This is a genomic window from Spirosoma litoris, assembly GCF_054776755.1.
In genome coordinates, this window is the sequence record NZ_BAAHBI010000002.1 from 39,041 (window position 1) to 63,997 (window position 24,957).

General features: G+C 44.7%; 20 protein-coding genes. 2 read left to right on the top strand and 18 right to left on the bottom strand.

Annotated elements, in window-relative coordinates:
* Together ACYVGR_RS00960 and ACYVGR_RS00965 are read right to left on the bottom strand one after the other, a co-directional pair.
* On the bottom strand, window positions 1–1,832 hold a 1,832-nt coding region (locus ACYVGR_RS00960; protein ID WP_460953168.1), incomplete at its 3' end, for a hypothetical protein.
* A gap of 119 nt (window positions 1,833–1,951) precedes the next feature.
* Window positions 1,952–4,702, bottom strand: a complete 2,751-nt coding sequence (locus ACYVGR_RS00965; protein ID WP_460953170.1) for a hypothetical protein — start codon at window positions 4,700–4,702, stop codon at window positions 1,952–1,954.
* A 69-nt stretch (window positions 4,703–4,771) separates the two neighbouring features.
* Between ACYVGR_RS00965 and ACYVGR_RS00970 the strand changes: the two genes are divergently transcribed.
* Window positions 4,772–5,212, top strand: coding sequence for a hypothetical protein (locus ACYVGR_RS00970; protein WP_460953171.1), 441 nt, complete (start codon window positions 4,772–4,774; stop codon window positions 5,210–5,212).
* Between the two features lies 1 nt (window position 5,213).
* Here ACYVGR_RS00970 and ACYVGR_RS00975 read toward each other — a convergent pair whose 3' ends face one another.
* From ACYVGR_RS00975 to ACYVGR_RS01010, 8 genes are all read right to left on the bottom strand, one after another.
* A complete protein-coding gene (locus ACYVGR_RS00975; protein WP_460953173.1) occupies window positions 5,214–8,726 on the bottom strand; it encodes a hypothetical protein in 3,513 nt (1,170 codons plus the stop codon).
* 78 nt (window positions 8,727–8,804) lie between these two features.
* The gene (locus ACYVGR_RS00980) at window positions 8,805–9,611 is read right to left on the bottom strand and encodes a hypothetical protein (protein ID WP_460953175.1); all 807 of its coding nucleotides are present in this window, start codon (window positions 9,609–9,611) and stop codon (window positions 8,805–8,807) included.
* Between the two features lie 184 nt (window positions 9,612–9,795).
* Window positions 9,796–11,082: a GIY-YIG nuclease family protein gene (locus ACYVGR_RS00985; protein ID WP_460953176.1), complete on the bottom strand. Its 1,287-nt coding sequence runs from the start codon at window positions 11,080–11,082 to the stop codon at window positions 9,796–9,798.
* 53 nt (window positions 11,083–11,135) lie between these two features.
* Window positions 11,136–11,480, bottom strand: coding sequence for an HNH endonuclease (locus ACYVGR_RS00990; protein WP_460953178.1), 345 nt, complete (start codon window positions 11,478–11,480; stop codon window positions 11,136–11,138).
* 138 nt (window positions 11,481–11,618) lie between these two features.
* Complete coding sequence (locus ACYVGR_RS00995; RefSeq protein ID WP_460953180.1) at window positions 11,619–12,383, bottom strand: antA/AntB antirepressor family protein; 765 nt, start codon at window positions 12,381–12,383, stop codon at window positions 11,619–11,621.
* Window positions 12,376–12,768 (bottom strand): hypothetical protein, encoded by a 393-nt coding sequence (locus ACYVGR_RS01000; protein WP_460953182.1) that lies wholly within the window; start codon window positions 12,766–12,768, stop codon window positions 12,376–12,378. The genes ACYVGR_RS00995 and ACYVGR_RS01000 overlap by 8 nt, the downstream gene beginning before the upstream one ends.
* A gap of 150 nt (window positions 12,769–12,918) precedes the next feature.
* Window positions 12,919–13,116, bottom strand: a complete 198-nt coding sequence (locus ACYVGR_RS01005) for a helix-turn-helix transcriptional regulator (RefSeq protein ID WP_460953184.1) — start codon at window positions 13,114–13,116, stop codon at window positions 12,919–12,921.
* A gap of 153 nt (window positions 13,117–13,269) precedes the next feature.
* Entirely contained in the window at window positions 13,270–13,716 is a 447-nt protein-coding gene (locus ACYVGR_RS01010; protein ID WP_460953186.1) for a hypothetical protein, read from the bottom strand.
* A gap of 442 nt (window positions 13,717–14,158) precedes the next feature.
* Between ACYVGR_RS01010 and ACYVGR_RS01015 the strand changes: the two genes are divergently transcribed.
* Window positions 14,159–14,716: a hypothetical protein gene (locus tag ACYVGR_RS01015; RefSeq protein ID WP_460953188.1), complete on the top strand. Its 558-nt coding sequence runs from the start codon at window positions 14,159–14,161 to the stop codon at window positions 14,714–14,716.
* A gap of 49 nt (window positions 14,717–14,765) precedes the next feature.
* Here the strand turns inward: ACYVGR_RS01015 and ACYVGR_RS01020 are convergent, their stop codons facing one another.
* From ACYVGR_RS01020 to ACYVGR_RS01055, 8 genes are all read right to left on the bottom strand, one after another.
* Complete coding sequence (locus ACYVGR_RS01020; protein ID WP_460953190.1) at window positions 14,766–18,452, bottom strand: hypothetical protein; 3,687 nt, start codon at window positions 18,450–18,452, stop codon at window positions 14,766–14,768.
* Between the two features lie 64 nt (window positions 18,453–18,516).
* Window positions 18,517–19,683 carry a hypothetical protein gene (locus ACYVGR_RS01025; protein ID WP_460953192.1) on the bottom strand — a complete coding sequence of 389 codons (1,167 nt, stop codon included), beginning with the start codon at window positions 19,681–19,683 and terminating at the stop codon, window positions 18,517–18,519.
* Between the two features lie 155 nt (window positions 19,684–19,838).
* Window positions 19,839–19,964, bottom strand: coding sequence for a hypothetical protein (locus ACYVGR_RS01030; RefSeq protein ID WP_460953193.1), 126 nt, complete (start codon window positions 19,962–19,964; stop codon window positions 19,839–19,841).
* Between the two features lie 129 nt (window positions 19,965–20,093).
* The gene (locus tag ACYVGR_RS01035) at window positions 20,094–20,660 is read right to left on the bottom strand and encodes a hypothetical protein (protein ID WP_460953194.1); all 567 of its coding nucleotides are present in this window, start codon (window positions 20,658–20,660) and stop codon (window positions 20,094–20,096) included.
* Window positions 20,661–20,832: 172 nt separating this feature from the next.
* On the bottom strand, window positions 20,833–21,279 hold the full coding sequence (locus ACYVGR_RS01040; RefSeq protein WP_460953195.1) for a hypothetical protein: 447 nt from the start codon (window positions 21,277–21,279) through the stop codon (window positions 20,833–20,835).
* Window positions 21,272–22,543: a hypothetical protein gene (locus ACYVGR_RS01045; RefSeq protein WP_460953197.1), complete on the bottom strand. Its 1,272-nt coding sequence runs from the start codon at window positions 22,541–22,543 to the stop codon at window positions 21,272–21,274. The genes ACYVGR_RS01040 and ACYVGR_RS01045 overlap by 8 nt, the downstream gene beginning before the upstream one ends.
* 82 nt (window positions 22,544–22,625) lie before the next feature.
* Entirely contained in the window at window positions 22,626–23,669 is a 1,044-nt protein-coding gene (locus tag ACYVGR_RS01050) for a hypothetical protein (RefSeq protein ID WP_460953199.1), read from the bottom strand.
* An 88-nt stretch (window positions 23,670–23,757) separates the two neighbouring features.
* A complete protein-coding gene (locus ACYVGR_RS01055) occupies window positions 23,758–24,666 on the bottom strand; it encodes a hypothetical protein (protein ID WP_460953201.1) in 909 nt (302 codons plus the stop codon).
* Window positions 24,667–24,957 lie beyond the last annotated feature (291 nt).

Genomic DNA, 24,957 nt, shown 5'->3' on the forward strand with positions numbered 1-24,957 from the left:
TGGCTACGATCCGACTTATTATAGAGTGTTGAGCCAATCTCACACGTAAGCGATGTGCAGACACAAAAGCCGTCTTCATTGTAACGGGAACCATTAAATCGGTCGCGTGACGAATGAAATATAGCTTCCTCGCGGGTTGCAAATGACCGTATTTCATTGGGTAATCCATTGTAGGAAACACCCAAATCAACGTATTCACCAATGAAAATTTTCGTCATTGCATTGTACTGATCGACAGTCAGTCGCGCATATCCTGGGCAAGTCGAATAGGTAGAGGCCAGTATTTCAACGATTACGCCGTTTTGTACGCGAATCGCCTTCTTAACACTATCGACTAATCCGTTTGCAAAGACGTAGTAAATCTTATCGTCTACGACTTCGCAATTTGTCCCAACGCCATTATAGACGGTTTTGCCAACTACAACCGAATCGATATTAACGCCGAACGTGGAAATAGTGCCTGGGGCTGTATTGTCGAGTTTTGCGCCAACCGTGTTGTTTGCGTCCGCCAGCGTCGTAAACAGTCGGGCATTGCCGCCCGGTGGAACGAAATTCCAGGCCAGTTGATAGGTTGTTAATCCGCTTGGACGGGTACAATCGGCATTAAGAACCTGAACATTGAAAGAAACAACAACGTCGTTAACGGTTCCGTGAACCTCTACGTTTGTGTTGGCACTAATCGTATTAGCTCCAGCCGAAAAGAAGCCGTCTGCATCGACCCCAACGCCCGAAGGATTACCAACATTCGACCACGTAACCAGTAGGCCGTTAACCGCTTGCCATGAACCATCCGAGTATTTGCGCTCTAAAGCGAGTTGAATACCTACCCCGCCTTCGGTTACCGATAACGGGGTAGATTGAGCCTTTCGGTAGGCGGTTGGGCCGAATAAGGGCGTAGGCGCTCCGCATGTGGTTGTTTCCGGCGTTCCAACGTCCGACGTGGCTTTCGTATCCGATGTGCCGCCGAATATTTCCCATAAGTGCGCAACTCCATCGTTTGTCGAAAGTGGCTTGGCGTAATTCCATCCCCACCGGCAAAATGTTTGATCTTGCGGAACAAGACCCCGCGACTTAAGGTCAGCTAAAACGTCTGGCTGATCGGTTGTACATATTACGTCAGCCATAAAATCGCCGTCCATTTTGATACGGACAAATGGCGCGGTTGTCTTGTGGTTAAGGTCAGCACACCAGCCTGAAATACTACCTTGACTGCCATTGTCTCCGCACGTATTCGTATTTAATCGAATCCGGTAAGACGGCTCAACGGTTTCACCTTTTGGTACAATAAGGAAATGCTGAATCTCACTAAAGCCAGTTGGGTAACTGCCTGGATTGGGTATATTTCCGCAATTGGCAATAAACTGACATAACAACGCCTGAACGTCTGCATTACCCGCCGAACCCGTCAGGAGTTTTTTAAAGATCGCCGTCAGGATTTGGTCGCTGGAACTATAGAATAGTCCGAGTAGCGAAACAGGCGTAGTCGGCCCGATGCCTAAGTAGGACTCAATCATCCGCACAACGGCGGCTGCGGGTAGTGGCTTGGTTTCACTCGCCAAGTCGTCGGGATTGTCGTCGTGTGCTAACTGGAGTAAACCCGCTTGGGTCGTAGAGCCGGAACCGGGTAGGATTTGGTCGGCAACTTCGGTACGGGTTGGGAAATAGTCGGTTAGATCGACGGTTAAGGAAACACCCTTGTAGAGTTTAAGGGTTAGAATCCCGTTTACGATTGTTAAGTCAGTGGGAAGTTGTTTAACCGCATTGTTAAACTTATCCTTTCCGCTATTAACAAAATCGCCGTCTACGATCTCGTATTGTGTAGTATTTGCCACGCGAAGCCGTCGAAAACACAGGTGTAAATTCGACTTCTAGCGGGCCGGTAGCAGAAGTTTATATTGGCAGTTAAGCCAGTACGCCAAAATTAAACTAAAATTGTTAATTGTCAATTCACTTATGCAAAATCTCTAAACCGACAAAAGCGGTATAAATCAGGGTTTGCGGTAACATCGTTCTCGAATTGATGAAAAACCCAATCCGCGTAATCTAAACAGGTTGGCCCTCCGTTCGTATTTTCCGTAAATTTCTTGCGTAAAGTCAGTTCCGCTACTTCGCTATTTGGATTATATGAAATCTTCATAGGATAAGCGTCTACTAGGTCGCCATCCGGGTTTTTAATCGTTACGAACCCCATGTTTTTAGATTCGTTCGGGTGCAGATTGCGAAGGGCCAATAACAATTCGTCTACCTGTTCGGGCGTCATATAGACGGTTGCCGTAATGGTTTCGGGTGAAAATAGTTTCGTAAACCCTTCAAATTCGCCTAATGCAATGTCGCCGGTTTCGCGGACTAGTTGCCTGTCCGTATCGCCGGGCAACACGTAGCCATCCTTAACGCGACTTGCCATATCCCGGTTGTTTTTATAATCTACGTTTCTTAACTCGTCGGTAGCTCGTTTGTAGCGAAAACCAGAATTAAGAAACGCGGCCCAACGGCGTAGCATCCGAACCGGCGATAATTCGAGATTATAGGTAGACGAGGGGTCAGCGATACCCGAAACATCTAACCGCTCATTCGTGCGAATACGAACCGGCTGGTTTTTAAGGCTCCAGCTACCAAAAAATGCCCCTTCAACCATCGGCAACAGGTTAGAAACCGTATATACTAACTTATTTAGACTGTTTGTCGATACATACCCGATTAAGTATTCTACGCCATCGTTTGGCGTTCCGGTTCCTGAAAATATAATCGTGTCACCAACCTTTAGCGGTTTGGCATTGTCGGGCAACTGTATCGTTTTAGCGGCTGGTTGGCCGGGCTTGTAGGGAAAGCCAAAGAACGGAATAACCGTAAAGGTTATGCCGCCCGACTCACTTTTAGGTGCAACGTGCAAGATAAACGCATCGTCGTCGTAAGTGCCGCCCTCTTTACTCTTATCAATCAGCTTGCCGGTTGTGTCGTATTCGGGAATACCTAGCCGCCTTGCTTCTTCGATTGCCGAACCGGCTGCAATCAGCGGGCACTTAATCTCTTTGGTTTGCTGATTCGTAACGATAGGGGTTTGATACGTCCGTTCCGTGTTAAATTCATCCAACACGCCCGGCCCCGTTTCGGGGTATTTCTCGTAGCCGACAATGATTTTATTAACCAGCAAGTCCTTATTGGGTACTTCGGAGTAGGCGAACACTTTAGCGTCGTCTTGCGCTACTTCGTCCAAAATCATAATTTGCCCGCCCCGATAAAACCAGCTACCTTCCTCTACTAAAACCGAATGATTGCCGTTTGCGTCGGTCCGGTAGAGTAATCCCGCTACGTGGTGTGCTGACAAAGCGCCATAGAGTTGCTTTAGGGTAAACGTAGGCGACTTGGTATTGAGATTTCGGAGTTGATAGCCCGAACTAACGGCGTATTCGGTTCCGTAGCCGTCTTGCGCCTGGGTCTGTGATGCCTTTGAAATCAGCGACCCGCCAATATTACCCGTTCCACCCGTTAGCGCGTTACTGACGACGCCGAACACGTGTTTTAGCGCGTCAGGCAACATAAACGCATAGCCGGTCGAATCAACTGCCCGTGTCGTTCGCTCTATTTCTAATTGAGCCTGTAGGGTTGTTATCAGAAAGATTAATTTCCGACAGTTAATAAACGTGCGAATCTGCGTGTACAGATAGATTTTTGTCCCTTTGGGTACATCGAACGAGCCGTCGTAAACGCAATTAAACGACTTTTCGCCTATCTCGTTGGTATTGCCTTCGCCTTGTTGTACTGGAGCTAATTGAATTAATTCGGCGGCTTCTCCTGGACGTAAAATTGCCAATATTGGCGCGATCACCCAACCCGTAAACTTAGCCCCGCCAATCGTTAGGGCTTTTTTGTAGGCGATAATATTAATGCGAAACGACCAAATGAATTTAAGCTTATAGCTACCCGCTGCATAGGCGATAGCTAACGGTATTTCGTCGGCTGTTCCCGGAATAACCGTACCGCTAGGCGTTAAAAATTGGCCGCTACTACTGTTCAGGTTGTCTAAGCCTGGGGGCGCTGGTATGGCTTGTTGCGTAATTGGGTCAATCGCGCCGGTAGGCTTATTGGGTTGTCCGTTGGGGTCAACAAGGTTAGGAAACAGCGTATAGTAACCAACGTATTCCGGGCCGTCAAAGTCGGATTCCTCCGAAAATGGGCCAATGCGCTTAAAATAGCCGGATTCTTTTAACGCTTGCCCTGGCAAACCGATTTCGATAGGTGAGGGCGGGGTAATCGGTAAATTGTCGAGTGTCTTGGCAACGATCATAGAAACTGGCGTATCCCAACGCGCGTTTATTTTCTCGTTTAGATCGTCAGCGATTACGTCGGCTGAAACCTTACCGGGTTGTATTGTGCAGTCGTTGAAATCAATCTTGCCGCTATAACGCAAGATTTCAAAGCCGCCCGCCTGAATATCAACCAGCAAAAACTTAACGATTGCGTCGTTTCCGTAAGTGTAGTATTGGGCCGATAATAGACTAGCCGCCGATTCGCAAGCAAAATCGAGCTGTACTTTGCCATCGCTGTACTGGTAATTAAAACCATGCGTATCGGGGTCGCGTTCGGCGGTTATTTTAACCGAGTCCCATTTTATCGGTTCGTCAATAACGACTGTAACCGGCGTTGCAACGCCCTGACTGACTACTGTTGTAGATAAGCGAAACTCTAAACGAGGGAATAGCATAGCGGCCCGAAGGAATAATATAATTTATCCTGACGGGCCGGTAGTCAGAAGCCACAAAGTACGCAAAAAATGCCCGGTTTTGATAGCCGGGCATTTTTGTTGTTATTAGCTGCAAAAAGCGGTAACATGAGCAAAAATTCTACATCAAAAACGGGGGGTTGCATGGGTATTATTGCAATACTTATGATTATCGTTGTTATAGTGATTGGTGTTAATAGTTTCTTAGAAGCGCCAAAAGACAAAAAACAAATTCGTAGGGAGCATGTAGAGAGTTTATTTTCGGCTTACGATGGTTCTCATGCACAATTAGAAAAGGCGATAAAATCCGAAATGAAAAACCCAGATAGCTACGAACACGTAGAGACTCGGTTTCGTGATGACAGCACTACAATTTATGTTATTACTACCTTTCGCGGTACAAATTCTTTTGGCGGAATTGTGCCCCAAAAGGCAGAAGCAACAATAAACGCCAAAGATGGGCATATTCTTAGTTGGCAAATGCTAAAATAATCTATCTACCCGGCCTATGCTTCTTTGTGCGGTCGATAATTCGCTGATTCTGTTTGATAGTAAAATCGGCGGTCCCGTTAGCGTCGGTGTAGCTGTAGTTAAACGGCAACTTCGATACTTCGTCGGCCAACACGTTACCTATCTGCTTTATCGTTCGACCATCTAACGACATAGCGCGGCTATACTGGCGAACTTGGTAGGCTTCGCGGTTTTGGTCGGTTCGTTGACTGGCTAATGACTGACTGTTAACCCGGTCCGCAATCGCATTACCTTCTAACATTTGTTCGGTTAACCAGTTCGGGTAAATCACATCATTACGCCCTACATTGATTAAACTAGGCTTATCGAGTAAGTCTATACGCCCGTCATGTTGCCATAATTCCCGGCCCCGTTCCCCCGCGATAGCAGGACCGGCGTAGTTATCATTCGTTATCCCGTCGATACCCTTACCCGCGAAGTATTGCGGTAACGCCGTTGCTAGGATTACGCCCGCCTGTACGGCTCCTAGTGCCCCCTGTAACAAAGCGAGTGGTGTACCGAAGGGAAACCCGAACTCAGCGTAGGTTTTCATAATTGCCTGAGCGGTCGAAACACCGACATTGAACAAAGCCTGTTCGCGGTTGGCTATGTCCTGTTTGTGCTGGAGTTGTTTACGTTCGGCATCGAATTTCTTTTGGATAAATGCCTTTGCTGACTCATTATCCCCAACCGCATCTAATTCGTACTGCTGTTGTTTATCGAGTTGGGTAAGCTTGTTTTGGGTGTTTTGCTGCTCAATCGAGAATAAGCCATTTACCAGTGTCGAACCGATTTCCATAGCTACATCAACCATAGCCTTGCGCCGTTTTTCGGTACGTTCGATTTCGGCTATACTGTGATTAGCTTCTTCAGTCGCTTGTTTTTTGGCATTGTCGGCAACCTCTTTATCAAGTTTCTTTTTATCGTCGGCGGCATCCTGTTCGCGTTGTTTTTTTAGGGCGGCTATTTGCGCGTCGGCGGCTTCAATCTCTTTCGGGGTACGAATAGCCGATTGTTTGTACTTCTCCAGATTCGAGATTTTCGCAAGCGTTAGCATATCGCTTGCTGTCTGATCGTCGTTATACGCGGCTTGAGTTGCTTTTAATTGGGCTTGCAACTCAGAAATATTGATCGCGTACATTTGTTTTTCGGCGTCAGGCTCCGACAACTTGCCGCCCCGACGCTTCATTTCTACCTGGGCGCGTTGTTCGCCGTAGAACGCATCAATTTTAGCCAATTCGGCTTCGTAACTAGCCGCCGTCGATTTGTCGATTTCGGTCAATCCGTCTTTAGCCGCATCTAACTCTTTTTTCCAGCCATCTGTAGCAACTTTTAACCGCTCTTTAAAATAATCCCTATCGGCATCTAGTAGTTGCTTGTCGATTTCCTGAGCGAGCTTACTTTGACCCTGACCGGCTGCTACTAAAATCTGCTTTTGCTCATTGAGCGACGCAACGAGTATACTACGTTTCCGTTCGACGTAATCGGCATCTGACAAACTACCGTCCTGGTTATCGCGCCCAATTCCGGCAATAGCGTTGGCCGCGTCGGCTTTGGATTCTGAAAGCGATAACTTTAGTGAATCCCGTTTGTATTGGGTTTGGGCTTCGATCTTATCAGCCGATAGCTTTTTGTAATCGTCAGTTTCCTTTTTGCCCGCTTTGGCTAATAGGGCTTGTCGTTCGGCAATGCCCGATAAGGTGATTTTTTGCCGTTCTTCGATAAACTTGCGCTCTGATATTAGTCCATCTTGATAAGCGGCCTCATTAGCGGCTAATAATTGATCGTTGGCGGCTTTGGCATTAGCTACGTTCTGATTTAGAATTTTGTCGGCTTCTTTCGCGGCTTTTTCGGCGGCTTCGGCTTTTTTGCGGTTGGCGTCATTAATTTTCTGTTGAGCTTCGGCCTGTTTGCGTAACTTATCCGTTTCCGGTGTACCAGCCGCCCCGGCTTGTTGACTCTGTACAGCCCTACCGGCGCTCATAGCTACATCAGACGAAATCAAACCCGCCCCAACTGCCAAAGCGCCACCAATAAAGCCCGCCTTTTGACTGCCCGCGTTGTAGAGTGCTCTTAGACCCGTAGTGTAGGTTGATAGTAAACTAATACCCTTACCCAATAGACCCAACATAGCTGTTAAGGCGGGTATTAGAATCTGAAAAATGTCATTCGCGACCCCTTTAAAGCCATCTTTTACAGTTGACCAACGACCGGCGAAGCTTTGCGCTAATTTATCCGTCGCCCCCATTACGCCGTTTACTTTGCCTAGTCCTATCAAATAGTCGCTAATAGCTTTACTACTATATTCAACCTCAGTACGAACCCCCTTAAACGTGAAAATTACCTTGTCCCCTTGCTTACTGGCATTGATACCAAACTCCTTTAGTCGCCCAAATTCGCCCATTTGGGCGTCGGCAATGGCCTCTACATAGTCCATTATCGTTTTATTCTTCGCTATCGCAACGTCCGATAATTCGGTCAATTGCTCTTTAGTCGGAATAATACCAATATCGACAAGCCGGTTAAAGGCTTCGGTAACGGTTTCAATGTCGGCGGGGCTATGGTCGGCAAAATCGCGAATCAATTTACTAGCTTCGGCGGCTGCTTTCTTGTTGTTGTTAAGGGCGTTTTCGGTTAATAAATTGAGTTTTTCGTATTGTTGACCTACTTCTAAAACGTAGCCGGTCGCCTGAACGGCAACAGCCGCTATTCCCGCTCCAGATGCCAAACTACCAAGCCCTGCAACTTCGCCAACCATGCCAAGCGCCCCGCCAATACCACCCCCGCCTTTGGGATAATTACCGACATTGCGGTTATAAACACCTTGCGAAGCGTCAATTTTCTTAAGCAGTGCAATCGACTCCTGATATTGTTTGTTGAGGGCTACAGCGGCTTTGTTTTGCTCATTAATCTTACCCGTACCTTTATTGTAGGCATCGGGCAACGCATTAAGCTGATTTTTTAAATCCAGCGTCGATTTTCGGAGGGCGTCGGTCGAGCCTTCGGCGGCTTTCTGGGCGCGTGTAGTCGTCTCAGTTGCGGTAGTTAATCCCTTTAGCGCCCGCGTCGTTTGGGTTAACTCCTGTTCGATTTCCTTTTTCCGCTTAAGGTCTTTTTTCTGACTTAGATCAAGCTTTTCGTACTCTTGCTGCAAAGCAATTAACCGGGCCTTCATGGCATCTAACACCCGGTTATTACTCTCTATAACGGTCGTATTTTGCGTAAGAACAGTAGACTGATTCTTGTAGGCCGTCGTCGTATTGACAACTGAATCTTTTAGCTGGTCTAGTTGCGTTTGACCGGCTTTTTGTCCCGTGTTGACGCCAATCAATTCAGCCTTATACGCCTGAATCGTTTTAATTAATTCGATCTGCGAAAGCCGTATATTCTCGTTGGTTGTAATAGCAACCTTGCCGTAATTTTGGTTAGCGTCGGATAGCTCTAAAATGGCTTTGAGTATCCCGGCCCGGTCGGCCAAATCGTCAAATGTAGTCATTAGGGCGCGTGTTTGCGTCGGGGAAAGCAGGACGCGCAACGCGGGCCGGTAGCGAAGCGGTAAAGAGGTACTAAGTACTTAACAACGGGTCACTAAACCAAATTCAGTTTCCCACAATTCAAACGTGCCGGTTGCCAGTTGGGCGGTATCGGTTCCGCTTTGATAGCCAGTTTTAAGCGAAAACCTGTTACCATTAACCAATAAATCCTTATGCGAAAGCATGGCAACAAAGCCTTCATGCGCGATGGCATCGGCATTTTCGACCGTAAAACTATGAAACAGATTTTGCTTAATGGACACGGTTCTAATCTTACCTGTTGCTACGCCGTCGTATTTTTCAATTGTCGATTCGTTTTGCGGATTTGCGGCAACGCATTTTAAGCGAATCGACTGCCTGAAATTCATCAAATCGCCTAGTTCGTAGGGGATATTCGCCAGATTCCTAGCCGAACGAAACGAAAAAACGGCACTGGTATCCTGAGCGGCAAGCTGACTAATGGGCCGATACCAAACCCGATTTGAGTAGTACGGAAAGTTATCGGAACCGATTTTAAGCCTATAGTATTCTTCGCGTAATCCAGCGGGCGGGTTTATGTTTGCGTAGTATTGGGGCGATGCAAGACCCGGAACCGTTACGGTTGTCAGGCTACCAACATTAGCCGATACGACCGTCAACGCGGCATTGTCGGCAACCAGACTAATTGTTGGATTTTCAATTAACAGACCCGAAGGAATATTGATGTATACCGTAGAAAACTCGCCTGGAATCAGAACAACGACCGCCGACACGCGCCCCACGTTGCCGCCCAACGGTAGTTGACTCAAATGCGATGCTTCGGGCGGTGTGTTGCTCCAGACGAGAAAATTAAAGCGGTTTAATAACATGTTATTTGTCTTTACGATACTTGCGTTCTACCCGCGTCACAGATTGATTTTACAGCAACTAAAAAGGGTGCGGGTGAAAAGAAAAAGTACCTGATGGGTGTACCCTCAACTCTTACGGGCCAGTAGTAAGAAGGGAATGGCAGTAAATTTATAGTAAAACAAAGAAATATAGGTATAGCGGGGATTAACTATTAATCCCTGTAACATGCGACCATGCCTTACCCTTTGCGATTAAACCTATAAGGCTTGAATCTACCTCAAATTGTCTCCCAATAGAGGCATATGTTTCTCCTTTATCTATAGATTCTTTAATTTTTAAGACCTTTTCATTATTCAGTTTAGCAGACTTAGAGTTTTGCCCAAATGGTACAGGTTTTTTTTCTATCTTACCTTCCTTTGACATATTAAACCCTGTAACAAAAGCCCAAAGTTGCCCTTTTCTGATTTTACTAATGGTCTCTTGAAACACATTAAATCTTTGGGCGATTTCCTTTATAGAAAGATTGTCATTTAACAATTCCTTAATCAAAATAACATCTTGTTCACTTAATGCAGAAAATTTATTCGTTTCTCTTTGGGCGTTACTTTTATTAAAATGCGCCCGTATTCTAACTCTCTCTTTAGCTTCGTCTAAAAATGAGCGAGGTATAGATTGGTTAAAAAATTCAAAGTCTTGATTTGATAATTGAATATGGCTGTATGTTTCATTTCTGCCTATACGAAAGACTGTTGCTTCTGAGTAATCAAAGTATTCAGCAATAACTCTAGGTGACTCACCTAAAGAACTTAAGTACTTTATTAACTTAACACGCTGATCTTCAAAATGCTTTTTTGTTGAAATATCAGGTACATTATATTTATCTATTTGCTCTTGTGTGATTAGTGTCATTTGCCAAGCAACACCATTCTTGATATTAAAAATATCGGATTGAGGTACGTTAAAGTAGTTAGCTATATTCACTATACGACAACCCTTTGCGAGCATCAACTTTATTTCTATAGCAATTTCAGTAGTCAACTTTGCCGCTGGATGAGCTTCGCCAAATCTTTTAGCCCTAAATGGATGATTTGCGGGCATTTTCTTACCTCTCATTCGTGCTTTAGTTTCTTCGTCAAGCTTTGAACCTAAGCGAGATTTTGCAACCTCAGACATATTGTAACCATAAATCCGGTTTGTGGCATTATATAATTTTATATACTTATCCTCTGTATCTGTCAATAAATCGTATGGTTGATTAGTTAAGTCTACTAATTCTAATAGATTAACTTCAAAAGCATCGGGCCCGTATTTCTTATAAGCTAAATTAAGGTACTTATTAGGGTGCGTGCCATTTTCTAGCTTACGCTCGTGATCTCTAATACGGTACTTAAATTTGTATGTTGAACCAATATAATATTTACCATTGACAATGTTTAAAATCTGATAAACACCTGATTTTCTTATTGCGCCTTCCGAAATGTTGTTTTTCATATTATTTTAAAAACGCTAGGCTAATCATTTACATAGCCTAGCGGATATTAAAGTTAAACTTTTGCTTTCTTTTTTCCTTTTACCTTTCCACGAAAATTAACGGGGTAACTTTCCGTTTTTTCGTGGCACGAATGGCATAAAGTGCGACCGTTCGTTATATCCCAAAGGGCGGGACATTTTAGCGCCGTTTCGATGCAAACAATACCATACTTAGAAACAAGCTCCGATAGGCTTTTAATATGGTCGGCTTCTATAACTCGTTTGCGTCCATTTCTAGCCCCGCAATGTTGACAGGTAAATCTATCTCGGATAAAAACAGCCCGTTTCCATTCTTCGTATTCGTCTAAACGCCGAATAATTGCAATAAGCCCCGGTTGCCGGTTGGGTTGTTGACTCATAATAAATAGAGTTTTTTAGCCCCAACCTTTTACGGTTTTCGTTCCGATGAATAATTACCCGTACACTGGTTACGGCTAACACAAACCATAAGAAGGCAACCGCAAAAGGTTGAAGCGTTTTTAGGTTCATGGTAGTTGTTATTCTTCGGGGGAATGGAGTTCCGACATAATAAAGCCGTAAAGCTTTTCTAAATGTCCGTAGCGTTCCAGTACGTCTAAATGCGACTCTTGTTTACTAAGATGAACAAGGCGATAAACATCTATGCCGTAGAACTCGTGTATTCGCCTATACAGGTATCTGTATGTTTCGCTTTGCTCGGCTTCGTGAATAGCGCAATAGTCGTTTACCTTGCGGGTAATGAGTTGGCGCAACGGGTTAGCCGCTTTCTTTGGCGGGCCAACTAGTCGCGGGGTTAACCTATTCTTAGGCGGTCGATACCCCGACATAATCGTATTAACATCGGCTCGTAGTTGGTTAATTGCCTGTTGTTGGTCAACCAACATTTTTTGTTGATTCGCTAACAGTTGGTTGCTTTGCCCGATTAGCTGAATAAGCACCTGTTCAGTTGTTGGACTGGTTAAAACTTGCCGTAACTGCTTTTCCTTTTCAATAAAGTATAGGCGGGCTTCGCGTCCTTTATGGTTATTTTCGACCATAGCCAATTCCTTAGCCATATCCAGCGTTAGGGCGTACTCTGTTTCTGGCCTACCCCCTTTTACTGAAAATTCAGTAAAACTCTCAACCTCTACGTAATCAGTATCTTGCCGAAAGCTGTACTTAATAATTCGGGCTTTTATCCAATCGTTAAAACGGGTTCTTACCTCTAAAAAAGCGTGTAATTCGCGGGCCGACACTACCGATAAACCTTGTTCATTGGTAGTAATTTGAATAAGCTCATTCATGGTCGTAACTTATTCCGTTTGCTGACATAGATAATTTAGACGCTAGGAGACAAACCGAGTCGAATAAGGTGTTTTGTATCTCCTGTAACTTGGTCTGATTGTAGTCGGCGGCTTCAAAGTCGGCACTATCATCGGCTATCTGCTTTCGATAAGTCTGTTTGCTTTGCTCCAGCGCCCAATAAACTAGCGCGGCTTCGGATAACTTACCGTCGCCAAATTCCCAGACAGATAGGGAAATTTCGGCCATATCGCCCACAAAGGCGGGGCTTAATTGTGTCGGTTGCCGATTGTCAACCGAAGGCGGGGTTTGGCCGTCGTTTTGGGCCGTTTGTGTAGACGAGGTTGCATTATCCCCCCTACCCACGTAGTTTTGCTCCGTGTTCATAATTAACTACCTGTTATGTGTGAACGTCGCCCCGTTGCTATGCCGTGAGAAAGTCTAGCGCGGGGTTTTTTATGACGCATCAATCAACTGATTGACAATACAATATTATACAAACTTAACCATTTTGTCAAGTTTTATAGTAAAAAAATATTACTGAAATTCAATCACCAATTTACTCCCCGTTGCCTTTGCAATACGTTCAAGGGTTGAAACAGAGGGTGGCGTTTTTCGATTCTCAAGTTTATTGACGGCTGATTCGGAAATACCCAGTCGTTCACCAAGCTCTTTTTGGGTTAAGTCAGATTTCAATCTTGCTTCTTTGATTTTTTGACCTATTATCTGTTCCATATTTAGGGGTTTAATACCACAAAGATATATTTCTCAAACTTAACTAAATGGTTAAGCTGTCTATTATTTAACTGACTTTATCAAACGGCATAAAGTTTTGTGTACCTACGCGACTTTAGTGTGCTTGCATAAACTCAGAAAGCCTGTAATCTATTACTTCGCTGTAATCGTAAGTTTATAATAATCAGTTCTAGGGTCGGGGGTCATTGATGTAGTAATACTGTATCGCTCATTTTCGTAGGAGAAATTCTCCTGAAGTTGCATTGACGCATTTATTCCCTCTGGAACGTTGAGTTCAAGCAATTGAAACAAACTATCAACAACACGCAGATAAAATGCGTAAGAATCTGCCTTATGCTCTTTGTTTCGTTGATTCATGCACAACTTTACTATTCTAACATAGTTTTGCGCTTCTGATTCTAAATAAAGCGCAATGTTATCAGGCATACCTAGTTCACTAACTTCTCCAAACTCAAAATAGGGTGTTGAGCAAATCCAGCCAGCCGGGTCACTACGCCAAGCTCTAAGCGAGCCAATACCGGCTTTACTCAAGGAGTTACGCAATAACTCTACGTTATTAAATACATTAAGTGCAACCACGCTTATATAAATTTATTTGAAGACTACTATTAAAGGAATGACTAAACCTAATCAGATTTTTGAACTTTCACAAGCTTGTGGTTAAAGCCTATTATACTGATAAGCTTCTCCTAGTTTAGTAATTACGTGTACCTACATGTTTTTAGTCCGCTTGTGTAACTACCTACAAGAAGCATCGGCATTTTTGCCTACCATCAGCTATCTGTAGACCTATTATACTAGGCGTTTTTGCCTAGATCAAAAGGCGTTATAGTTAGTTGAAATAGATCTATATGAGGAATAAAGGGGCATTTTTAGATTACCTATAGGCGTTTAAAAATAATTACCTATAGGCGCTCAATTGACCTTTAACTATAAATTCCATATTTGATGTATCTACATGAATTTTTCGAGCTAGCGTAACAATTATATTTGTCCAAACCTCAATCTGCCTAAGTTTCCTATGAATCAATCCAGTCCAAAACAATCTAGTGTATTTGGCATAATCGCCATAGTGGTTGCTATAGTTGCGTTCGGGACACCCCGCTTTCTTATTTCAATGGTATTGATTGCTCTAGCCGCGTTTATTATTCTTGGCTTCATTCGTGACGGCTCTAAGGTTTTTAGTTCAATTGCTTTAGTAATTGGAGTAGCTCTACTTTTTGTAATATATCAAAACGACCTAGCACAAGAAACTAGGGAAGCTATCAGGAAAGAGCAGGACGATGCACTGTATACCGTTCGATATGAAACGGCTTGTTCGGATTGTAATGTAAGATATACCAACCGAAGCGGGGGAACAGATGCGGAAAAATCAGTTCCAGTAAGATGGTCGCGCACGCTACAAATAAAAGGCAATCAGTTTATTAATTTCAGCGCCCAAAACACTAACTATTCTGGAAAAATATTTGTCCGGTTATATATAAACGACAAGCTATTTAAAGAGGAATCTTCGTCGGGCGAATACGCTATTGCCAATATTAGTTGCAGGCCAAAGGATATAAATGTAAAGTTACAGTAACTTATTAGATCAAAAAAGCGGCCCGGATATAGAAACCGGGCCGCTTGTGTTACTTGTTAAACCTTTTATTTCGATCAAGAACTCTTTGACTTCCCTTTATAAACCAATTCAGTACGCCATGTTCGTCAAATGTGGTCATATTATACGGTAAATTCTTATTTCCCTCGATAATAGCATCAGTAAAACGATTCATAGGAAAATTATCCCAATTGATAGCTCCAGACAATTGCCTTGCCTGATACTGTTCTTTACCTTGCGAAATCTGTCTACCTGCTAAAGATTGATAATATGCCTGATTAGCTATAGAATTGGCCTGTAACATGTGTTCGGTCATTGCGTTAGGGTAGATTATATCTTTACGCCCAACGTTTAATATAGACGGTTTGTTAACCAAATCTAGTTTACCGTCATGTTGCCATAATTCCCGGCCCTGATCGCCTACCCAAGCTGGCCCGGCGTAATTATCATTCGTAATGCCGTCGATATTTTTCCCGGTGAAATATTGTGGTATCGGTCGAGCTGCGGTCGCAATCAACGACGCGGCCCCAAGCGCACCAACTATTATAGATAGCGGAATATTGGGCAACGCCTTTACGACGGCAACTGCTGTATTAATAGCAATTTCATACATAGCCCTCTGCTTTTCCGCTTCCGCCTGTCGCCGTTGGACTTGTTTACGTTCTGCATCAAATTTCTTTCTGATGAACTCTTTAGCGGATTCATTATTCCCGACACTATCAAGCTCATAGGCTTCCCGTTTGTCGATTTCTGCTAATTGCTGGGTTGTTCGTTGTTGTTGCAGTTGGTAAGACGTATTAACAATAGAAAGCCCGATTGCTGCGGCTGCTTGTGCTGTATCCTTTAAGCCCTGTAATTCATCGGCTTTACGTTCTTCGGCGGTCATTTTATCCCGCGCGGCTAATTTCTCCTTATGGTTGCTGATTTGGCTGTAGATAGCCATTATAGCTGTTGCGCTATCTTGCAAACCTGGAATATTAAACCCACCGTCTACGGGCTTAGAAACTAACGCTAAAATCTCCTGACGGTCGGCCTTTTCCTTATCGGCATTCCGTTTTTTAGCTTGGTACTCTTTATCAGACTGCGCTACACCATTATCGGCAACCGCTTTTTGTACGTTTATAGCATCTTCGGCATCACTTTCGCGCTGTAACTTTTCGAGCGCGGCTATCTGCATTCTGGCTTCGGTTAATTCTTTTTCCGAAGCCCCTGAATAGGCTATCCAGTTATTTAGTTGCTCAATTCGGTCGGCAATAAATTCATGGGTAAGCTGCTTAGCTTTATCCACAAAATGTTGATACGCCGTTAGTTCGTCCTTTAGTTCACTCTGATCTATTAAGAATAATCGTTGATTGCCCTCATTTTCTGATAGATTACCCTGAGCAACCGACAACTGTACTGCATTGCGCTGATCGTTATAAAACTTATGGATTTTGCTTAACTCCGTTTCGTAGTTAGCCGCCGTTTGTTGGTCAATTGCGCTTAAATTTTCCTTAGTAAGTTGTAGCGCATCCTTCCAAGCCTTCTTTTCAACGCTAAGGCGCTTATCTAAGTAGTCAGACTGTTCTTGCTCTAAAGCTGTGTTAGTAGCTTTAAATAGCTCCGTTTGCTCTTGCCTGGCTTCTTTAAGTGTAGTCTGATCGCGCTTTATTCCGGCTACTAGTATTTCATGCCGTTTATCGACATAACTAAGGTCTGAAACGTCGCCTTCGCTGTGTTGTCGATCTAAACCGGCTAGTGATTTATCAGTTGTAGACTTATTTGATTTTAAGTCTAGTTGCAGTTGTGAACGACTATACTCCGTATCCGCTTTTTTCTTTTCTTTCTGAATATTGATATAGTCTTCGGTTTCTGTTTTTCCCGCTTTTTTTAGAATAGCTTCCCGTTTTTCTAAACCGTCAAGGGTGATTTTTAGGCGTTCTTCGATAAACTTTTGCTCACTAATTAAGCCCCCTTGCTGGTCGCTGTTGAGGTCGGCCAACTTATCGCCGGTTGTGGCTTTTGACTTATTGAGGGCTTCCGAAAGTTTTTTATCTGCTTCCTTGTTGGCTTTGTCACTCGCTAGCCGCCGTTTACGGATTTCGTCGGCCCGTTTATTGCGTTCCTCTAACTGCTTTTGAAATTCTTCATAGGTTTGAGGTTCGCCCGTTTTGTTATTAGCCTTCGCCTTTTTTTGTCGTTCTATTTCCCGTTCGTTGGCGGCTATTTCGGCTTCGGTAGCATCAATATTAAATTGATGTGGATTAAAGACGCTTTGGAAAAACGAACCTACAATACCTGTTTTGTCGTTTCCGCTTCGCTCTTTTTCGGCGGCTACCGCCCGTAAATCTTTCAGATACTCAGAAAGGCCGCTTGCGGCCTGTTGGGTCGTTGATATTAACCATTGCAAAGCCGGTTGTAGTATTTCACCGATTTCATTAGCTATACCCTTGAACGTATCACCTAGCGTTGACCATTGGCCGGATAGCGTTTTTCCAGCCGCTTCGGTTTGTCCAGCGATTCCGGGCAAGTCTCCCAGACTAAGGAGATACTTATTAATCTCGGTTGTTGTGTTTTTAACTGTTGTTGTTACCCCCTTAAAGGTGAAGTCTACAGTTTCGCCGTTATTCTTCGCATTAATTGAAAACTCTGCGAGTCTGTCGAATTGATTTTGTTGGGCATCGGCTATAAGCTCTACATAATCTTCAATCGTTTTTCCTTTGCTTAGGGCAACATTAGAGAGTTGAAATAGCTCTTTTTCAGTAGGAGCAATCCCAATATCAACCAAGCGATTAAATGCTGACGTTACATCCGCAATTTCGTGTGGTGTTTTATTGGCGAAATTGGTAATAATCTGTTGCGCTTCGGCGGCTACCCCCTTATTGCCTAATGTGGTTTCAAGTTGCTTTTCAAGTAGCTCGTATTCGGCCCGAACGGATACGATAGCCGTACCCATTTTGATAATTCCAGCCGCTAGGCCCGCCCCGGTTAATAATTCGGCGGCTGGGCCTGTTAATTCACCCACAAAGCTACCTAGAAAGCCCCCTTTGGGGTAGTTGCCTACATTGCGCCCAAATTGGCCTTGAATTTGATCCATCCGAACCAACGAAGCATTAGCCCGGTCGATCTTTGCGGCCAACTCAACGGCGGCTTTATTCTGCTTATTGATTTCTCCTGTTCCCTCTATAAACGCATTGGGCATACTTTTGAGAGTTGCCCGCATTTGCTTCAATTCATTATCAAGGGCATTATAGGAGCCTTCGGCGGCTTTACTAACCTTAGTGGCTTCGTTAGTTACTTTACTTAAACCATTAACGGCGCGGGTCGTCTGGGTTAATTCCCGTTCGATTTCCTTTTTCCGCTGTATATCTTTTTTTTGCGTTAAATCAAGATTGTCGTACTCTTTTGATAGAACCGCCAATCGTTCCCGCATTTGGTCGATAACTTTATTGTTGGTATCGACTAGGGATTGATTTTGCTTTAGAGTTGTATTGTAGTTTTGGTTTGCAGTCGCCAGTTTATTAATATCATCCCGCATACTAACGGCTTGCTTTTCGTTAGTCTGAGCGATTTGATAATAAGCTACAGCGGTTTGCTTTAATTCTTCGATTGACTTTTTAGCGCGTTCATTTGCGTCTACAGTAACGTCGCCAAACTCTTTATTGGCTTTAGCTAGCGACTGTATACTACTCAGTATATCGTCGTAATCAGCTAAGGCACTAAATGCTATAGAACTCATTGGGCAATCTTTTAGCAGATGAGATATTAAGGCATCACGGGCCAGTAGCGAAGCCGGGTAAGTTTTATTTACCGGATTGACGGCGGTACTTATCTTGTAGATCGGAGATGTATGACCAAAATGTAATTGCGGGCGTTAGGTCGTCAACGGGCAACCCTTCCGTTAATAACAGAAACTTATTCTTTCGGTAGGCTTCATGGATAGAGTCGGGTACAGAGCCTTTTCCGGCCATTAACGGGGGCTTTAAAGCATCCACAAACTCGCTTTCGATTGACTTTCTCCGATGTTCTAAGGTTGCGTTATCGGGGTCTATAATTTCGTCAAGCGTCAGTATTAAGGCGCGTTGTAGGCGTTGGTTGACTTCCTTTTGACTATCAGGAAATTGCTTTGGGAATTGTTGTTGTAGCGGCTTTAGAATCTTTTCGTAAACTGGAATTATACCCCCTGCACATTCTTGATTTACCCCTAACTCGCTTAATTTTCTAGCTAATTCCTCTAAGCCTTCGGGTGAATAATCGTCCCACTGTTCGCCATTTACTGTACGAACCAAACAGGATAACGCTAGTACGTTGGGGGCAATTTGTTTATGGAGAATATTAAAGAACAGGTAACGGATATTATTGATAGCCGTAAGTGTGTCGTCTATTTCTTTGGCCGCTACTAAGACTTCTAAAATATCAAAATTGCGCTCGTAATCTTGTAAGGTTGATCCTATAGCCGAATGGATGAGGTTATAGTATGAAAATTCTGTTCGGCGGGATTCGGGTAGCTTGTAAGCGGAATCATATAAAATTATTTCACTCGGCAATGGGATCGCTTCTACCTTTCTAAGTTCGGGTAACACCTCGTCTATAATTTCCTGTGTCAATCCCATTTGGGATAATTTCAGAACTAGACCCTGTAAACCTTCTTCAGTGTAATCGTCCCAACGTTTCCCGTTTACGGTTTCAACGAGCGCGGCAAAGGCTAACGACTTCGGGCTAATTTGCTTGTGTAGAAGCCCAAAAAACAGATACCGAATGTTGTTTACTGCGTTCGTTTGGGCCTGTAGGTCGTCGCTACCTAAAATCAACATTAGCGGCTCGAAATGCCTATCTATATCCTGAATTGACGACCCTATTCCTGATTCAATCAAAGAATAGTAATCAAATTCGACGCGTCGGGATTCTGGCAATTTGCGGGGCGAATCGTGTAATTCGATAACCCCGCGCGGTAAGGTTAGCGTGTGCATTAGTCGTCGTCTTTAGAGATGTATAATGCAACAGCGATACAGGTAAACAATAGTACAACCTTTACGTATGGTTGATTATTTGGTGTTTCCCAAATGGCTCCAGACATTGAAAACAATAAGCAACAGCCGACAAATCTTAAAATACTCATAGTCGATTAAGGATTAGGTTTGTTAAAATTCGTTGTATCGGAATAGCGGCCAACGGCAAGAATACGTACAACAAACGCGGCTCCAGCAACATCAACCAGAATGCAATAGCCCCAATCCAGAAGCCGCGACATAATAGGCAAGGATTGCGCGGCCACCATTTAACCCCGCGAACGTTCATATAGTCGTCTACTTTCCATTTCTCAAAAAGCAAGACGCCCGTAACACCGACGAGAGAGCAAAGAATAAGGTACGAGTACATCTTAAATTGGGTTGCAAAGATTGGTATAATGGACGGTCATTTCGATACGAAAGCCGCCGTATGGATAAGACAAGTACTTGCTATCTAACCCCGATACATCGAAGTTAGGATAGACAGCATTAGCGCCCGAAACGGTCTGATCGTAGGATTTAAACCCTTTGTCGCTCATTACGCAATACAGGCCGCGAAGCTTTTGAATAACGTCCTGCTTCAAACCCTCAAGTGTTGGCGGGTCGATACGTAAGGCTTTCAAATCAGCCCAAACGATAGCCGACAACGTGCGTTTACCAAAGAACCCATATTGGTCGAATTGCTCGTCTTCGTGTGCATACAAGCACGAAAATGAGGTTAGCGTATCATTCGGGTAAGCTTGGTAGTATTCGCCATCGGCTTTGTAAATCCAGGGTTCAGGCAACGAACTATTAGCTTTGTATTCCGGCTTTACGCGGCCTAATGAATTTTCAAGCCAGGTCAACGCGCTTAATTCTTGCTTGATTATGCCGATAACGTTGTCAACGCCGGTTAGGTCGGCAATGATCGGGCTAGGCGGGGTTAGTGCTGGAGTCATTGGCTTGTCGTTTTGGGGTAACACTCGCAATGGCCCATCAAATCGCCTAATGAGCAAGGCGCCATACACTTTTTAGCCTCCTTAGCGAAAGCAAGAGAATTAGCCGCAAGCTTACTAATCTCTAGTTGTATCTGTTCCCTATCTACCAAATCATCAAACCTGATTTTCTTTTTCATAATCCTATTCGGGTTTTAAGTTGGGCTATAAATTGCGGTTTCAAATAGTCGGCAAGAATCCGCTTGTTTTCGGGCGTTAATCCCAGAATATCGGAGCCGTATTTTGCCTTTAGGCTTGCCGTTTTTTCGTCGGTTGCGTCCAAATCAAAAGCTTGCTCGAATACTTCCGTAAAAATGCTTTCGTAAAAAGCGCCCGTATCATAGAGCCTAACCCGGTCGGTTAGTTGGCCCTTTTCCCGTTTTATTTCAACCGTTTGTGGTTTATAATACGGCGTAATTGCGGAACCATCGGCACGAATGCCCTGGTTTAACTGCTTCCGGTTTAAATCTTCGATATAGACGGCGTTGGCCGCGATTACATCGGTTAAAACCGAATCAAGTAACTCGGCTGTTATTCGCAATAACGGAGCTACAAAGCAGTTGTAAGGCGTTAACTCAGTCATCCCAAACGCTACCAAAGCTTATGCCTTTTCGGGGTGCGGCTGGCAAACACGAACTAATCTTAGATAGCGCGTCTTTTAGGTCGCTAATGGCTGCTTTCCGTTCGCCTTTAATCCCGAAGTCGTTATTTTCCTTTTGACCGTTTAGGGCTATATACGCCTGACTCGTCATGTTTTTAGCGATACCATTAACCCGGTCGTTAGTCGCCATATTCTGTAAAACGTCTCCAGCAATCATATACAACAGAGCTTGCGTAAATAGCTCTTTGTTGTCTAAAACCGCCTTTGTTGCGTCGCATTTGGCCGAAATAACCATGTTAAGCCCCCACGATTGGCTACTTATCTGCACATGACTCGTATCGTCCCAAGTCATTAGCCCCGATTGGCTCGGATTGGGCACGTAAATAGGTTGAATCGTGATATACGGAGCGCGGGCGTCGTATAGAGCCGCATCGATTCCACCCCCGCAACCCCCGCAACCGGCAATTGTAAACGGGCGCTGCGAACCGATAGCAAATGTGCCATTCGGCAAGTCTTCAGCAAAATATCCTAGCAAGTAGTAGCCGCCGACACGCTGGTATAAGAACTCTTTTGGTATATCGAGCCACAAGCTTCGACCTACTGAGGTTCCCGAAAACAAAAACGTTGCAATCGGCTCGTTTTGGGTCGAATGAAACAGGTAGATCGGGAAATTGGTAAGCGTACCCGTAAACTGAAACGAAAGTCGAATAATTGGTAGTACCGTATCGCGTCCGTTTACGACGATTTGCCACCCTTTAAAGTCGGTTGAGCGGTTAAGCGTATCGGACGCATTACCTTCGCGGCTAAACAAAGCCTGGTTGTCGAGTAGCGGAACCGTAGGCGGGGCCGACGAAGCCAGTAACACAAGTTTGGTAATCGCGTCGCGCTCAATTCGTCCGTACCAGGCCGATAATGCCGTCGTCTTGCGCCAATAATCGGTATTGGCTAGAGGTTGGCCGGTATTTGGCTGTATGCACTCGTACATTGCGCCATTTTCGCTTGTCTCATCGACTACCAGATCATACAGCAAATACGGTGTATCAGCTTTGTAGCCTTGCGGGCTAACTTCCGACAGCTTTGGGCCGACAGCTTGCAGGATTTCCGGGCGTAATAGTTGGTGCGCGGCTTGCAAATAGACTTCCGGCGAACGATGGTAAACGGCTGGCAGATCGCCCCCACCATTTAGCGACGGATACAGGCCGATAAGCCCGGTTAATTCTTTGGTAAGTGTTGCTGTATCGACCATTTGAGTAGAGAAAAAAAAGCCCCCTCTAATTTTCAAGAGAGGGCTTTAACGAATCCAACTTTAAACCCAAAACCTACGCTTATTAAGCGTTCATAATGCTAAATCGCTTGATAGGCGATTCACCTACTATGCTGGTAAAATCAGACACTAACGCGAAGTCAGCGGCCAATTTACCTTGATACGTTTTTGCGCCACCTGAGCAGTCAAGCAATTGTTGTACGCCCCACTGCCAGTTGGTATACACGTTGTCGTTGATTTTGCCCCAGAACCGAACGTCCGAAATGTCTTTCTCGTCGGTTGGGTCAATTGTGTTGAGGTCAGGCGCTTCCTGGTAATCCAGATCAATAAAATTGACGATACCGATAGAGCCACGAGGTCCGACATAGTGAATGCCGCGTTGACCTGAACTAGCCGCAATCCGGTTTGAGTATTCAAACTCGGTAATATCCGCCGTTTTCATAATCTCGGCCGTATTGTAGGTTGCGCCCCCGCCCGGTTTTTCGAGCCAGTTACGATCTGCCAAAGCCGCCGTATTAAACAGGTCGAAATAGGGGCCGTCCGTGTCCATTTCTTCCATAATCGCCAACAGGTTATTATAGAAGGTTAGCGTATTCGTTACCTGATATTCGCCCGCTACGCCCGTATACAGACGGTTAGCGCCAATAACCTGTGTCGTTTCCTTGTTCGTATCCAAATAAGTAGCACACATGGTATCGAGATACTTGTACACTGCCTTTTTAGCCATGCGGATTTTTTGCGCAAGGGCTTTTTGATAGGAAATGTAGTTGTTGGCGTACTCCGATGGAATAATGTCGAAATCAACCTCTACGTGGAAACGAGTAACCGTTTTCAGCGTTACGCCTAACGCTTGCGTCGTAATCGCGCAAGTACGAACCGTTATAATCGTGTGGTCGTACTTGTTCATAATCGGAATTTTAAACGAGCGGGTGTACGGCGTAGCGCGAAGCTTCGCCAATGTGTCCGCGTCGAACAATTCCGACGTGTTATTATAAAACAGGTTCAACGCCCCATATCGAGACATTCGATTTTCGAGCTTACCAAACGAACCCGGATTGACGTCGGCCATGACGTCAGGCAGTAACATGTTTGTTATGACATTTGCCATTACAAAAAGGTGAATTAATTACCCTGTTGCTGTTGCCGGGCCGGTAGGCAACGCGTAGGCGCTTTCTTGCGCGGGACTCCCTACGTGTTTATTTAGATAGCTTCTTGGTTTCCTCCTCTATGAACTTATAATATTCGTCTGAGTAAGCCGCAAAGCCCTTTGTTTCAATTGCGTATTTGCGAATTTCAGCCGCCGACTTGAATGCGCCAGGAACGCCGGGCGCTGGCTTACCAGTCCCCCCGCCTTTTTGTTCGTGTCCTACTGGCGTTAACAACATTGGGTATTGTTGCCGCATGATTTCGGTAGGCGTCATTGGCCGGTTTTCGGCGGCATTCATCAACGGCTTATCTGTACCTCTTTTTACAAAGTACATTTCGCCTTCGTCGTCTTGCTTGCCTTCGTAAAAAGTCGAAAACAACTCTTTCAATACGCCAACCGCACTATTTTTAGCTGTAGCAACTGCTGCCGCATCTTTCAAGCTGGCATCAATGACAACCGGCGCGGTACGCAAATCGGCACTAACAGCCGCTTTAACCGTTTTCTCAAAGGCGGCTTTGTCTTTAGCTTCGTCAGCCTTCGACTTGTCTTCGATTTGCTGTTTTAGTTGCTCGATAACGGTATCTTTCGTTTTTGACGAACCGTTTATTGAGTCCCGAATTTTGGTTAGTGCCGCTTCGGAAAGAGGCAACTTACCTTCTTTTTCTAGTTGCTCAACCCAATCGCGGGTACGCATTTTGTCGGGCTTTGTTTCGCCCAATGCAATAGCAACCAACGAATCAATACGACCGTACAGCGTTGCACTTTCTTCGCCAACTGCTTTTTTAACAGCCGTTTCCGAAGCAGTTTTAATTTCGTTTTCGTAATCGGTTTGGGGCTTGATTACAAAGCCTTTTGTACCTAATCGAGCTTGTGCCTTAGCTTCTAATTTATCTAGGATTGCCGTTTCTAAGGCTTCGTCAATCTCTACTGTGCCAATGTTTTCTACTGTAATATCCATTTTGATGCGTCGGGCCGGTAGGCGCGTTTTTGGGTTTTTGATTGATTGAACTAGTGATTAAATCCGGTTACAATCGTCTGACTGCAACCGGATTTAAAGGATTTATTAAGCGTCTACTTCGGTCGCTTCGTGAACGGTTACGTAGCCGCCACCATCGCCGGGTTTGCCGAACAGCACGTCATAAGGCGCTTCGCCGGTTGTTTTATTTGGCTTAATCGACTGATCGTACATGGCTGGTTCGATGATTTGCGCCCGACGAGCGGTTGTATCTTCGCGAACTGACTTATCTGA